At 39.6% G+C, this 13387-nt stretch carries 13 protein-coding genes and 1 pseudogene; 10 read left to right on the top strand and 4 right to left on the bottom strand.

The features are described from left to right. The first annotated feature begins 161 nt into the window (after positions 1-161). The 6 genes and pseudogenes from bioD to MHB39_RS14165 form a co-directional block, all read left to right on the top strand. Positions 162-866 carry a dethiobiotin synthase gene (bioD, locus tag MHB39_RS14190; RefSeq protein ID WP_258859926.1) on the top strand — a complete coding sequence of 235 codons (705 nt, stop codon included), beginning with the start codon at positions 162-164 and terminating at the stop codon, positions 864-866. After that, the gene (gene bioA, locus MHB39_RS14185) at positions 847-2223 is read left to right on the top strand and encodes an adenosylmethionine--8-amino-7-oxononanoate transaminase (protein WP_258859927.1); all 1377 of its coding nucleotides are present in this window, start codon (positions 847-849) and stop codon (positions 2221-2223) included. The genes bioD and bioA overlap by 20 nt, the downstream gene beginning before the upstream one ends. After that, positions 2216-2809 (top strand): biotin transporter BioY, encoded by a 594-nt coding sequence (locus MHB39_RS14180; RefSeq protein ID WP_342544246.1) that lies wholly within the window; start codon positions 2216-2218, stop codon positions 2807-2809. Before bioA ends, MHB39_RS14180 begins: the two co-directional genes overlap by 8 nt. After that, complete coding sequence (gene bioB, locus MHB39_RS14175; protein ID WP_342544244.1) at positions 2806-3801, top strand: biotin synthase BioB; 996 nt, start codon at positions 2806-2808, stop codon at positions 3799-3801. The genes MHB39_RS14180 and bioB overlap by 4 nt, the downstream gene beginning before the upstream one ends. Positions 3802-4161: 360 nt before the next feature. Beyond that, the gene (locus MHB39_RS14170) at positions 4162-4284 is read left to right on the top strand and encodes a hypothetical protein (RefSeq protein ID WP_004231260.1); all 123 of its coding nucleotides are present in this window, start codon (positions 4162-4164) and stop codon (positions 4282-4284) included. 181 nt (positions 4285-4465) lie between these two features. Continuing rightward, positions 4466-4672, top strand: a pseudogene (locus MHB39_RS14165) (cupin domain-containing protein); the annotation flags it as partial. Positions 4673-4714: 42 nt separating this feature from the next. Here the strand turns inward: MHB39_RS14165 and MHB39_RS14160 are convergent. Next, positions 4715-5878 carry a PLP-dependent aminotransferase family protein gene (locus MHB39_RS14160; protein ID WP_004231267.1) on the bottom strand — a complete coding sequence of 388 codons (1164 nt, stop codon included), beginning with the start codon at positions 5876-5878 and terminating at the stop codon, positions 4715-4717. 128 nt (positions 5879-6006) lie between these two features. Between MHB39_RS14160 and MHB39_RS14155 the strand changes: the two genes are divergently transcribed. The 3 genes from MHB39_RS14155 to MHB39_RS14145 are packed head-to-tail and all read left to right on the top strand — an operon-like array spanning position 6007 to position 9468. Further along, entirely contained in the window at positions 6007-7404 is a 1398-nt protein-coding gene (locus MHB39_RS14155; protein ID WP_342544242.1) for a PLP-dependent aminotransferase family protein, read from the top strand. 48 nt (positions 7405-7452) lie between these two features. Continuing rightward, the gene (locus MHB39_RS14150; protein WP_342544241.1) at positions 7453-8691 is read left to right on the top strand and encodes a DNA polymerase IV; all 1239 of its coding nucleotides are present in this window, start codon (positions 7453-7455) and stop codon (positions 8689-8691) included. 24 nt (positions 8692-8715) lie between these two features. Further along, positions 8716-9468, top strand: coding sequence for an alpha/beta hydrolase (locus MHB39_RS14145; protein WP_342544238.1), 753 nt, complete (start codon positions 8716-8718; stop codon positions 9466-9468). Positions 9469-9515: 47 nt separating this feature from the next. Here the strand turns inward: MHB39_RS14145 and MHB39_RS14140 are convergent, their stop codons facing one another. The 3 genes from MHB39_RS14140 to MHB39_RS14130 are packed head-to-tail and all read right to left on the bottom strand — an operon-like array spanning position 9516 to position 12025. Next, positions 9516-10370: a sugar nucleotide-binding protein gene (locus MHB39_RS14140; RefSeq protein WP_342544236.1), complete on the bottom strand. Its 855-nt coding sequence runs from the start codon at positions 10368-10370 to the stop codon at positions 9516-9518. Further along, the gene (locus MHB39_RS14135; RefSeq protein WP_342544234.1) at positions 10367-11395 is read right to left on the bottom strand and encodes a polysaccharide biosynthesis protein; all 1029 of its coding nucleotides are present in this window, start codon (positions 11393-11395) and stop codon (positions 10367-10369) included. The genes MHB39_RS14140 and MHB39_RS14135 overlap by 4 nt, the downstream gene beginning before the upstream one ends. A 30-nt stretch (positions 11396-11425) precedes the next feature. Then, positions 11426-12025 carry a glycosyltransferase family A protein gene (locus MHB39_RS14130; RefSeq protein ID WP_016993848.1) on the bottom strand — a complete coding sequence of 200 codons (600 nt, stop codon included), beginning with the start codon at positions 12023-12025 and terminating at the stop codon, positions 11426-11428. Between the two features lie 255 nt (positions 12026-12280). Here MHB39_RS14130 and MHB39_RS14125 point away from each other — a divergent pair, with 255 nt between their 5' ends. Further along, positions 12281-13369, top strand: a complete 1089-nt coding sequence (locus MHB39_RS14125) for a glycosyltransferase family 4 protein (protein WP_016993847.1) — start codon at positions 12281-12283, stop codon at positions 13367-13369. Positions 13370-13387: the final 18 nt, after the last annotated feature.

Raw genomic sequence — 13387 nt, 5'->3', positions numbered from 1 at the left:
ATGGTGGGAGTGTAGCGTTTTCTTAATTTAATACAAAGTTTGCTGTTTTTATTAACAAAAATAGTGTATTCAGAAAAATATAGAAATAGCATTTACAAAACAAAAATATATGTGTTAACTTAAATAGTGTTAATGGTTAACTTAAAAGAGGGAGGTTAACAATGCAACATTTTTGGGTTGTCGGTACAGATACGGATGTTGGGAAAACAATTGTCACCACCATGTTGATGTGTCATTTACAAAAACAAGGCTTGAAAGTTTCACCATACAAGCCTGTGCAAACAGGAGAGGTATACGAAAATGGTCGTGGCTATTATTATGATACAGCCATGTATGAAAAGTATTCCTTACAAAAGCTTCAACAAGAGCATCTTAATAGCTATTCATTTAGAGAAGCTGCATCGCCACATTTTGCTGCGCAACTGGAGGGGCAGCAAATTGATGCCAATGAGCTATTATTGCGTATTCAATTATTACAAGCATCCTATGATGTTGTGATATGTGAGGGAGCGGGTGGGCTTTTTGTTCCGCTTACTGCCCCCAATGGAATGACGCTGCTTGATGTCATCGTGAGTAGCAAGCTGCCAGTAGTGCTTGTTACAAGGACATCCCTAGGGACGATCAATCACACATTATTAACAATAGAGGCATTGCGCTCTCGTCAAGTTGACGTTCTTGGCATGGTGTTTAATGGGGACACGGGCAGCAGTATGGAGCAAGATAATATACAAACGATTTTACAGTACCATCCCTTACCCTATGCAATTATTCCACAGCTACAAAATTTGTCACAGCTAATGGATTATGCCATCACACACACCACACTGTTTGAAAGGCTATTTAACTATGAAACAAGCATTAACTGATTTACAGGTAAGAGATTTACGTCATGTTTGGCATCCATGCTCGCAAATGAAGGACTATGAAGCATTTCCACCAATCGTCATAAAAAAGGGGCAAGGTGTGTGGCTTTATGACGAACATGATCAGCGTTATTTGGATGCTGTCTCATCTTGGTGGGTTAATTTATTTGGGCATGCCAATCCGCGTATTAGCCAGGCTTTAAGTGAGCAAGCATTTACATTGGAGCATACGATCTTTGCTAATTTTACACATGAACCAGCTATACAATTGGCTGAAAAATTAACCGCGCTAGCACCACAGGGATTACATAAAGTCTTTTTTGCCGATAATGGCTCATCTGCTATAGAAGTCGCATTGAAAATGAGCTTTCAATACCATATGCAGACAGGGAAACCAACAAAAAAGCGCTTTCTAGCCTTGACGGATGCCTATCACGGAGAAACCATTGGTGCTTTATCTGTGGGAGGGGTAGGGCTTTACAATGAAGTTTACCAGCCTCTGTTATTAGATACGGTGCGTGCCAAAGGGCCAGATTGCTTCCGCTGTCCATTTCAGGAAGACCCAGCAAGCTGTAAGGCACCATGTAGTCAATTTGTCGAGGAACAACTTCAAGCTCATCATGAGGAAATCACGGCAGTTATTATTGAACCATTAATTCAGGCTGCAGCAGGTATGAAAATGTACCCGCCTGTCTATTTACAGCGCTTACGGGCATTGTGCTCACACTATGATGTGCACTTCATAGCAGATGAAATTGCTGTAGGGTTCGGTCGGACAGGTACATTGTTTGCCTGTGAACAGGCGGATATCATGCCAGATTTTATGTGTTTATCAAAGGGGCTAACTGGTGGTTACTTACCTTTATCTGTTGTCTTAACGACGCAGCAAATCTATGACGCTTTTTATGATGATTACGGAACAATGAAGGCTTTTTTACATTCGCATAGCTATTCAGGCAATACATTGGCCTGTCGTGTGGCACTGGAAGTGTTAACAATGTTTCAAGAGGAACAAGTGATGGAGATGATTCAGCACAAGGGACAATACATGCGAGCGTTAGCCATGGAGGCTTTTTGTGATATGCCTTATGTGGGTGAATACCGACAAGTTGGTTTAGTGGGGGCGATTGAACTAGTGAAAAGCCGGCGGACAAAGGAAGCGTTCGCCAGTGAGGAGCGTATCGGCTATCAAATTTATCAACGGGCTTTAACGAAAGGCTTACTCATCAGGCCGCTCGGCAATGTTCTGTATTTTATGCCACCTTATATTATTTCTGAAGAGGAAATGTCATTTATGATTCATACAACGAAAGAGACAATCGAACAATTTTTCCAGGACAGGGGGGCTAAGGTTGGGTAAGCGACATCAAACATTAGCGCTTGTTATGATTGCCATGTTTGCTGCTCTAACAGCAATCGGTGCTTTTGTTAAAATTCCATTGCCTGTCGTACCCTTTACATTACAAATTGTTTTTGTATTTTTAGCAGGCTGTTTATTGGGTAGTCGGAATGGTTTTTATAGTCAACTTGTCTATATCGGTGTGGGCTTAGTAGGCTTACCTGTTTTTACACAGGGTGGTGGTATCACATATGTCTTACAGCCAACTTTTGGTTATTTGATTGGCTTTGCCCTAGCCGCCTATGTGATTGGGTTCATCATTGAAAGGATTGAGACCCCGACGAAAAAGCATTTTATCGCAGCAACCATTTTTGGGCTGGTTATTATTTATGCTGTGGCTGTACCTTATTTGTATGTAGCATTAAATTTCTGGTTAGATATGAAGTCAAGCTGGTCCCATGTGTTTGTTGTCGGCTTTTTAAGTAGTATTGTCGCTGATTTTTGCTTAGCTATTACATCTGCGCTATTAGCTGAGCGCTTGTATAAAGTATTTCAGTCAGCAAGAAATGAGAAATTTTCACACGTAGAGGGGGAGAATGTAATATGAATTATTACCAATTAGCACAAGAAGTAATTGCTGGGAAGGTTATTAGCAATGAAGAGGCACTCGTCATATTAAATAGTGAGGATGATGAGCTATTACAGCTTATGGATGGTGCTTTTGCAATTCGTCGTCATTATTATGGTAAAAAAGTAAAATTGAATATGATTATGAACGCCAAAAGCGGTTATTGCCCTGAGGATTGTGGTTATTGCTCCCAGTCCTCTAAATCGACGGCTCCTATTGAAAAATATCCCTTTATTACAAAAGAGGAAATTTTAGCGGGTGCAAAACGAGCATTTGACAATAAGATTGGGACGTATTGTATTGTAGCCAGTGGTCGTGGGCCAACACGTAAGGATGTCAATGTCGTGAGTGAGGCGGTTGCTGAAATAAAAGAAAAGTATGGCTTGAAGGTTTGTGCCTGTCTTGGCTTACTTAAAGAAGAACAGGCACAGCAATTAAAGGAAGCGGGTGTGGATCGCTACAATCATAATTTAAATACATCGGAACGTCATCATTCCTTCATCACGACCTCACATACTTATGAGGATCGTGTTAATACGGTAGAGATCGTGAAAAGGCATGGCATTTCACCTTGCTCAGGTGCCATTATTGGGATGAAGGAAACAAAAGAGGATGTCGTCAATATTGCACGCGCTCTCCATCAATTGGACGCTGATTCTATTCCTGTAAACTTTCTAAATGCAATTGATGGAACAAAGCTAGAAGGGACAAAGGATTTAAACCCACGCTATTGTTTAAAGGTTTTAGCGTTGTTCCGCTACATCAATCCGACAAAGGAAATCCGTATTTCGGGTGGTCGTGAAATTAATTTAGGCTCACTTCAGCCACTTGGTCTCTATGCAGCTAATAGCATTTTTGTAGGAGATTATTTAACAACAGCTGGACAAGAAGCGAATAATGATTATCGCATGCTTGAGGATTTGGGCTTCGAAATTGAATTAACACATAAGCAAGAAGAAGTATTTTGTTAATCTTATGAAATAGAAATCTACTACTACAGCAAAAACCGTACTTTTGTACGGTTTTTTGCTGTAGATGAAAAGAGACGGATAGGCTGTGAAATGTAGTAGATAAAAATTGAAAAGTGATGGATAGACCTGACATCACTGGCTGTTGATATACCTATAAAATCAAGGTTTTCACAAATTGTTCAATGAAAGCGTTTTGAAATTGAACAGTTTGTGAAGACCTTCACATAAAGCTTTCTTTTTGAAAAAATCAGCGTAAAATAAGAATCAAGTAAGGAATTGTTATAAAACAGTTGATGAGTCGTATCACAAATTTTAGTGGTTGTTATATTACAAAAATAATGAGTGAAGGGAGCTTTTCACATGTGGGTTATTACAGTTTTTGATAAAAAGGACGTTCGAATTTTTGAGTATGCGAGCAAGAATGAGGCAACAGAAGCTTTAGCAAAATTCAAGAAAAATGCCGTTTTAACGTATACAAAATAAGTTGCTGCTAAAGCAGCCCTCTACCGACAGAGGGCTGTTTTTTTAATGTACAACAATGGAAACAGCACTGTACAGTAATAATAGTGCCATGATGATGTTAAACGGCTTTCGATATTGCTGTAGAACCTTTTGAAAAACGGAACCACATAACGCCCAACTAAATGTAATGATTACACCAAATGGAACGTTAGACGCTGAGGCCCATAGAGAAGGAACGGAGGAATATATAACCGTTTTTGATGGGGAATTAATCATCCATATACAGGATCAGGATTATCGATTAACAAAGGGTGATGCCATACGATTTAAGGCTGACCGTCCACACACATACAGCAATCCAGGTAGTACAATAACACGACTTAGTATGACTATTTACTATCCACATTAAAAAACGTATAAACGCTTTTCACAGCGTTTATACGTTTTCGTTTTATAAAATACTAGCTAAACGTTTAATTCCCTCACGGATGACTTCAGGTGTTGCATTTGTATAGTTAAGGCGCATTGTATTCACATTCGTTTTTGATGTGTAGAATGGATCGCCAGGCACGAAGGCTACCTTTTGTTCCATCGCTTTATTGAATACATCAAGGGCCGGTGTACCGTCCTTCATTGTCGCCCAAATGAACATGCCACCCTCAGGTCGTGTGTATTCAACATGGGCAGGGAAAAACTCCTGCATCGCATCAAGCATCGCATCCGATTGATTTTTATATAAAGCAATAATTTTCTTTACATGTTCTGTATAATCATTACTTGCTAAGTAATCGTAGATAACATATTGTGAAAAAATATTCGTATGAAGATCAGATGCTTGCTTCGCTGTTTCAATATGCTGTAAAAGCTCTTTGTTTTTTGTGATAATAAAGCCAAGACGCATGCCTGGTGTGACCGTTTTAGAGAAAGAACCTAGTAAAATACTATTTTCTAATTTACCAGCACCGATATATGGAAGTGGCTCCCCTTGGAAACGTAGCTCCCCGTACGGATCATCCTCAATTAAAGCAACATCGTATTTTGCCACTATTTCGCAAATTTGCTCACGCTTTTCCTTCGAATATGTGAGTCCTGTTGGGTTTTGGAAGTTCGGCACCGTATAAATGAATTTTACATTTGGTTGTTGTAGAGCACGCTCTAACTCTTCTAAGTTAAGACCATCATTTTCTAGTGTAACACCATGGAAAGTTGGCTCTGTTAAAGTAAAGGCTTGGATGGCTCCTAGGTAACCCGGCTCTTCGATGATAATGCCATCGCCTTTATTAATAAGTACTTTACCAATAAGTTCAAGCGCTTGCTGTGAGCCTGTAGTAATAAAGACATCGTCAGCATGTACATCAAGTCCATGGAGACGTTGATATTTTGCGGCAATATATTCACGCAATGGTGCATACCCCTGTGTGGATGAATATTGGAATAACCTGCTGCCATTTACTGTAATAGCATGGTCTACGGATGCTCTCAATGCATCAATCGGGAAAGAGATAGGGTTTGGAAGCCCACCTGCAAAGGAAATAACGTCCTCTGCATCTGTCACTTTTAAAATATTTCGAATAAATGAGGATGGTGTTTTTAAGATTCTTTCAGAATATTGCATAATTATCGGTCCTTTTTTTCTGATTTTTTAAAAATTATATCATTGTCATCGTGTGCATACAATATTATCATTGTATGCAAGACAATTAAACTATTGTATGCAAATTAAGAGAAAGAAGGGCCTAGTGAATGCCTATTAATTCATTTGACGAGTATCCCATGAGTTGGAAGCCGGATATTAGCAATATTTCTGCACCGTTATATATAGCCATCGCACAACAGCTAGAGCAAGATATCAAGGATGGAAAGCTAGTACCAGGCACAAAATTGCCTCCGCAGCGCGAATTAGCTGATTTTTTAGATGTGAATTTAAGTACGATTACAAGAGCCTTTAAGCTTTGTGGCCAAAAAGGCTTAATCTATGCCTCGATTGGCAGCGGTACATTCGTTTCAACAGATGCGGCTAGCAATAAAATGTTACTGCCAACCAACCATGCCACACCTATCATTGAAATGGGCTCTGTTTTACCAGACAATTTTGTTAATGATGATATTACACGCTTTATGAAGAAAATGATAAACGAACCTAGTTTTAGCATGCTATTTCAATATGGACGACCTGAGGGCAATGCGTGGCAAAACGAAGCCGTGATGAAGCTACTCGAACTAGTAAATTTTCAAACAGATCAGCCTATTCTTCTAGGAGCAGGCGGACAAAATGCCATTGTGGGAACCCTTGCAGCTTTATTTCAGCCAGGCGACCGCATTGGTACAGATCCAATTACCTATGCTGGCATTAAAACAGCTGCAAATATGCTTGGTATCCAGCTTGTGGCTATCCAACAATGTCAGGGTGAAATGACAAAAGAAGGATTACTATATGCGTGTAAAAATGAGCATATCAAAGGTATCTATGTGATCCCTGATTTTCATAACCCAACAACCCATACGATGTCAGTAGAAACAAGAAAAATGATTGCAGACGTGGCAAGACAGAAGGATTTGCTTGTGATCGAGGATGCTATCTATAGCTTTCTTAAGGAGCAACCGCTTGCTCCGATTGCTTCTTATGCACCCGAGAAGGTTATTTACATTGCTAGCCTATCTAAAACACTATCACCTGGTTTACGATTATCCTTCCTTGTGACACCTCCTGCGCTACGAAAAAAAATAATGGAAACACTCTATAATATCAACATTTCCGTTTCTCCTATCATGCTGGAGCTTGCAGCACGATTAATCCATGAAGGTGTTGCCCAAACGATTTTAGAAAAACACCGAGCATATGCCAAGCAGCAAAATGCGCTTGTCGATCAGTATTTAGGGGATTATCAGATATTAGGGGATGAGGAATGTATTTTTAGGTGGCTCCAATTGCCTGACAAGTTTACAGGTGTTCAATTTGAATTGTTAGCTTCGAAGGCTGGTGTACAAGTCTATGCGGCAGAGCGCTTTGCAGTAGGGAATGCTAAGCCTGTCAATGCCGTTCGTTTAGCCATTGCAGCGCCAGAATCTCAACTTGAGCAAGCGTTAATTATTTTAAAGGACCTCCTCGAAAGTAATGGTGATTATGCATTTGTTGATTAGAGGTTATGGGGCGTATAATAAGGCTAAGAAAGAAACGAGGTGATGAACATGGCGCATAAAGGGCGCGTTATTTTGCATGTGGATATGAACAGTTTCTATGCTTCAGTGGAGCAAGCACATGATCCAAGTTTAAAGGGGAAGCCTCTCGCGATTGCAGGGAACCCAAAGGAGCGGCGTGGCATTTTAGTAACATGTTCATATGAAGCAAGGGCGCTAGGCATTTATACAACGATGACTGTTCATGAAGCGAAGCGTAAATGTCCTGAGCTATTGTTATTACCTCCAGATTTTCAAAAGTATCGTCAAGCATCTAAAGAAATGTTCACCATTCTTCGCAGCTATACACCATTAGTAGAGCCTGTTTCGATTGATGAGGGCTACTTGGATGTGACTGAGCTAAGCAAGGAACGGCATGCCTTAAGTATTGCCCAGGAAATACAAGCGCGCATTTTAGCTGAGCTGGATTTACCTTGTTCCATCGGTATTGCACCGAATAAATTTTTAGCGAAAACAGCCTCTGATATGAAGAAACCAATGGGGATTACCGTACTACGAATACGGGATATTGAACAGCAATTATGGCATCGTGAGGTTGTCAACATGCATGGGATTGGCGCAAGTACTGCTAAAAAATTAAATGCACAAGGCATCTTTACAATAGGTGATTTAGCTAAGACAGAAGAATTTAAAATGAAGCAAATTTTAGGGAAGAATGGGGTACGGCTTCGAGCAAGAGCTAATGGGGTGGATCAGCGCATGGTCGATCCTGAGGCAATCTTTGATACGAAAAGCGTTGGGAATTCAACAACATTACCAGAAGATGTAACAGATGTTCGTACACTTCATAAAACAATCGAAGGTCTATGTAAGAAAGTGGTGGAGCGTCTTGATGCCAAGCGCTTAGCAGGGTCCACTGTGAGCATTCAAATTCGTGATGCTGATTGGCATAATCATACGCGTTCAAAAACAATGTCCAATGTCCTGTATCGTTATGAAGACATTTACGACATTGCATGTACTTTATTTGATAAGCATTGGGATGAATCTCCTGTAAGATTACTTGGTGTAACGGTTTCCAATGTGGTGGATCGAAAAGATTATTCACAGCAATTATCGATATTTGATTTTCAGGAGCATGCGAAAGATGAACCGATTCTCAAGCTTGTCGATGAAATTGAGGGACGGTTTGGCAAGGGGATTATCAAACGTGGTGTAGATTTAGGGAAACGTTCCTCCTATCAATCACAAACAAGCTTTAGTAAAGATTTTTTAGATGACCATGAATGAGACAGAATGAAAGTAGGTGTATCTATGCAATACAAGGAGTATGGGGATGCTAACAATCCTTTCATGATGTTTATTCACGGAGGGGGCGTTGGAGGGTGGATGTGGGATCAGCAAGTTCACCATTTTTCCCATTATCATTGTGTTATACCTGAGCTAATGTCACACAATCCATTTTCCATTGAACAAAGTGCTAAAGAGCTTCTTCTGCTTATTGAGAAAAAAGCCAATGGAAAGCCTGTTATAGTAATTGGTTTCTCTTTAGGAGCGCAAATCGCTATTCAAATGCTAAGTCTACAGCCTAGTTTAATCGATTTTACGATTATCAATAGTGCGCTCGTGATACCCTCTCCTACTGTAGAAAGGATGCTTCAACCGTTTATTCGGCTGTCATTTCCGCTTATAAAAAATAAAACATTTGCGAAACTTCAAGCAAAAGCTCTATATATTCAAGAAGACTATTTTGAGCGTTACTATCAAGAGAGTGCCACGATGAAAGTAGATACATTGCTTCAAATTTTGCGAGAAAATATGTTGTTTTCCATTCCCCCTGATTTTCACAAAGCCCAAGGAAAGATTTTAATAACAGTGGGAGACAAAGAGAAAAATAACATGAAAAAGTCCGCTAAAGCACTTGTGCGAAGTCATCCAAATAGTGAGGGCGTGCTATTAAAGAACATCGGTCATGGCGTATCATTAGCCCAGCCTGCATTTTTTAATCGCTTTGTTGAGAATTGGATTAAGGATGGTCAATTACCTGAAGGGACAGTTATTCTTTAGGGGAACCCCATTACGAATCGTCATCCATAATGGAGTTGATGTATGGATCATTGAAAATAGTGAGGATATAAATCTTTATGCTGCAATACCCATTCCTTCATTTCTATGATCATTTCCTCGTAGCTAGGGACACTAAATGAGAAGTCATTTCTTGTATTTATTAATGTTTTATTGACATGAACAAGCTGATGAGGAAGAATTTTAATGCTGTTGTTGAGGAAGTGTTTATTAAATAGATGCAATAGATCGTGTTTAGAAATACTTGTCGTATTTACGAGATGATAGAGTCCTGTTAAATCTTCTTGCGCAGCACGTTCAATGGCTTTAGCCAATGTAAGCGTTGTAACTCCCGTCCAAATAGCACCCAAATAGCCAAAGACGGGGCCTTTTTGTTGCATAAACCAATTGAAGAGCCCGATGCCATCCTTTTTCAAATCAGGGCCAATAATCGAATTACGAAATGTGATGTGCTTGTTGTGATTCACTTCTCCTAAACCTTTTGTACGGTCATAAAAGGTTTCACCGTCCCGGATACTTTTTTCATAGTAGGGAGCACTTTTGCCCGAAAATACGCAATCGGTACTTAGATGAATAAGCTTTGTTTGTTGATTTTCAAGGAGAGAAACAATGGCATGCGGTAAATAACTATTTAGTAAAACACTTTGGGCAGGATCAGCCTCACAAGCATCGTTTAAAACACCTATACAATTAATAACGACATCTACATCATTGTCTAGTAGTAGCGACCTTAAGAAATGGGCGTCTGTCACATCACCTGTTCTATTATTGCCATAGGGAAAAGGGGTTCTAGAGCATGTTGTGACATCATGCCCTTGTTCACATAAATAGATGGCAATGGTATGACCAGCCATGCCTGTAGCACCGAGCACTAAAAATTTCATGGTTTTCCTCCTGTCCAATGTAGGAGCTCTTCTTGTATAAGAGGCAATGTTAATAGCTTTTCTTTGATGTCAGCCACACTTAATTGTTTTGTATTATTAGAGTTATATTCATCTGTTAATGTAATTTTTGGAGAGCCTTCATCAAGGTATTTTCCATAATTTAAATCCCGATTATCCGCTGGGATTCGATAGAAATGGCCCATATCAATAGCTTTTGCCGCTTCTTCCTTTGTACATAATACTTCATACATTTTTTCTCCGTGCCGTGTTCCAATAATTTGTAGGGCATTGTTCGCTTGAAAGATTTCAAGTAAAGCCTGTGCTAAATTTTCTATCGTCGCAGCAGGTGATTTTTGCACCATAATATCCCCATTTTGAGCATGGGAGAATGCGTACAATACCAATTCTACCGCCTCCTCAAGGCTCATCATAAAACGTGTCATATGAGGGTCTGTAATCGTTAAAGGTTTTCCAGCCTTTATTTGCTCGATGAATAACGGGATGACCGAGCCTCGTGAAGCCATGACATTGCCGTATCTAGTGCCGCAAATCAGGGTTTGGTGAGGATCAACCATTCGTGACTTCGCAATAAACGTTTTTTCCATCATTGCCTTGGATATGCCCATCGCATTGACAGGGTAGGCCGCCTTATCTGTTGAAAGACAAATGATTTTCTTGACGCCAGCTTGAATGGCGGCTGTTAGGACGTGATCCGTTCCTAAAATATTGGTTTTCACAGCTTCTAAGGGAAAAAATTCGCAGGAGGGAACTTGCTTGAGAGCGGCGGCATGAAATACATAGTCAACATTATACATCGCATTGTGAATGCTTTGAATATCGCGGACATCCCCGATATAAAATTTGATTTTAGTATGCTGATAGCGTTTCCGCATATCATCTTGCTTTTTTTCATCCCTTGAAAAAATCCGAATTTCTTTGATATCCGTATTTAAAAATCGCTTTAATACGGCGTTCCCAAAAGAGCCCGTGCCTCCAGTAATCAATAATATTTTATCTGTAAACATGGTATAGTTCGTTTCACCTCCTGCATGCTATTATTTCAATCCTCTTTGATGTAGGTCACATTCAGAGTTTTCTCTAGGGTAGTTGTACCAGTAAGCAAATTCGTTAGTATATTTACTTGTCGGATTTTTATCCATTAGGGCGCAATTAAAATCCCAATCTCCTGCAATATCTTTGCGTATTGTAAATTTCGCATCTCCAATTAAACTTCTTCTGATGATTTTAAATTGTCCAGGTAAGGAATAGCGGTTGGATTCATCTTTAATAAAAGCAAAGCCATTTTTAATAATCATGTTGTAATAGTAAATATCAAATGTGCCATCCACTTGTGCTAGTACATTGCGAATAGCAGGTAAATAGTGGTCATCACTATCGATGATGGCTATATAATCTCCTGTTGCTTCTGCAATGCAGCGATTGTAGGCAACACTCGCACCTAAATTCGTTGGGTGAACGATGATTTTTAAAGCTGCACAGTTTTTCTGATAGTCCTGTAAAATGGCTAGCGTATTGTCTGTAGAGCCATCATCCACCACGATAATTTCATAGGCATATTCTTTAGGAATACTATCAAGCATCGTTACGATCCATTCTTCGCTATTAAATGCAGGTGATAAAAAACTAATCTTCATCTGATCCCTCCATTCTATGTTCATTAGTAGAGTTGTTCTATGTGACTGAGTAGATCCTTTAATACAATATGCGTAGACGTAGTGCTACTGTAGGCAATTGCTGATTTTAGGATGTTTTTAAGAGAGTCGTTTTTAGATAGAATTTTATGTTTACTAGAAAAATGGCATAAGAAAGACAAAAATTTACTAACATAAGCACGTTTAACAGGGGAGGTCATAAACTAGCGAGAGCGCTTTTTTAGAAAGAGGGATATGATGACAAAAAGGATCGCATTTATTTGTAGCGTGGAATCTTACAAACTTTCGGATGCTCATATTTTCAAAGATTTGTGTCTAGTGCCTATTTTACTGGGGGAACATTTAGGCTATGAGGTCACTATTGTCACGACAGAAATGAATGAAGCTCTTCTTCAACAAGTCTTTCCCACTGTAAAATTTGCGTCTGTACCATTTGCAGATGATTATGTGGCGAATATGAATGCCTATTTAGCCCAGCATGCAAAGGACATCGACATTGCCTTTGCTATTGGACCCTATCCATCCTATTTAGCTATTTTGAAAGCCTATAAGCACTTTAATCCAAATGGCAAAATTTATATGAAATTAGATGTCAATCGATTTTGGTTAAATCGATTAAAAACCTATCCCTATTTTTTAGAGTTGTTGCAGCTTTGTGATCTCCTAACCTCTGAATGTATATCTATTCAAACAGCAATCAAAGACTTTTCACAATTGGATGTGAAACATATACCCAATGGTTTTTATGAACATTTTCCCACAGAGCCAGTGCCGTTTCACGAGAAAAAAAATAGCATTCTAACAGTTGGGCGATTGGATGCACCAGAGAAGCAAACAATTTTGACAGTCAAGGCATTTCTAGCAGCACAATTGCCAGATTGGGAGCTTCGTTTAGTAGGGCCGATGTCAGTCTCATTTCAAGAAGAGCTGAGACTATTACTAGATAGTCAGCCGTTTGCCGCTCAAGTGACGATGGTAGGACCTATTTTTGATAAGGTCCAGCTAGAAGAGGAGTATCGAAAGGCTAAAATTTTTTGCTTAACGTCTTTAGTCGAATGCTATGCTCATGTCTTTGCGGAGGCAGCTAAAAATGGTTGCTATATCGTGACAACAGATGTGGATGGTGCTGCTGATATTACACAACAACAGCGTTTTGGAACAATCCATCCTACACATGATTGGGAGGCAATGGGTCGGACATTGCAACAAGTTGCAGCACAGGAACCATTGTTGGAAGATACTTGTGTCCAGCTCCAAGCATTTGCCCGCAATGAATTAAATTGGAGGCAGATCGTCAAGAAGATTGCCACTTATTTAGGTGAATAAAAATCAACCTTTTCTGGA

Origin of the sequence: Lysinibacillus sp. FSL K6-4013, from assembly GCF_038630435.1 — a bacterium.
Classification (GTDB): Bacteria; Bacillota; Bacilli; order Bacillales_A; family Planococcaceae; genus Lysinibacillus; species Lysinibacillus boronitolerans.
The sequence above is the reverse complement of the archived record's forward strand: the minus strand, read 5'-3'. Positions and strand labels throughout refer to the sequence as shown.

Excerpts from the sequence above, each read along its gene's own strand:
- bioD (WP_258859926.1), top strand. The coding sequence starts at position 162 with ATGCAACATTTTTGGGTTGTCGGTACAGATACGGATGTTGGGAAAACA.
- bioA (WP_258859927.1), top strand. The coding sequence starts at position 847 with ATGAAACAAGCATTAACTGATTTACAGGTAAGAGATTTACGTCATGTT.
- bioB (WP_342544244.1), top strand. The coding sequence starts at position 2,806 with ATGAATTATTACCAATTAGCACAAGAAGTAATTGCTGGGAAGGTTATT.
- MHB39_RS14170 (WP_004231260.1), top strand. The coding sequence starts at position 4,162 with ATGTGGGTTATTACAGTTTTTGATAAAAAGGACGTTCGAATTTTTGAG.
- MHB39_RS14160 (WP_004231267.1), bottom strand. The coding sequence starts at position 5,878 with ATGCAATATTCTGAAAGAATCTTAAAAACACCATCCTCATTTATTCGA.
- MHB39_RS14155 (WP_342544242.1), top strand. The coding sequence starts at position 6,007 with ATGCCTATTAATTCATTTGACGAGTATCCCATGAGTTGGAAGCCGGAT.
- MHB39_RS14150 (WP_342544241.1), top strand. The coding sequence starts at position 7,453 with ATGGCGCATAAAGGGCGCGTTATTTTGCATGTGGATATGAACAGTTTC.
- MHB39_RS14145 (WP_342544238.1), top strand. The coding sequence starts at position 8,716 with ATGCAATACAAGGAGTATGGGGATGCTAACAATCCTTTCATGATGTTT.
- MHB39_RS14140 (WP_342544236.1), bottom strand. The coding sequence starts at position 10,370 with ATGAAATTTTTAGTGCTCGGTGCTACAGGCATGGCTGGTCATACCATT.
- MHB39_RS14135 (WP_342544234.1), bottom strand. The coding sequence starts at position 11,395 with ATGTTTACAGATAAAATATTATTGATTACTGGAGGCACGGGCTCTTTT.
- MHB39_RS14130 (WP_016993848.1), bottom strand. The coding sequence starts at position 12,025 with ATGAAGATTAGTTTTTTATCACCTGCATTTAATAGCGAAGAATGGATC.
- MHB39_RS14125 (WP_016993847.1), top strand. The coding sequence starts at position 12,281 with ATGACAAAAAGGATCGCATTTATTTGTAGCGTGGAATCTTACAAACTT.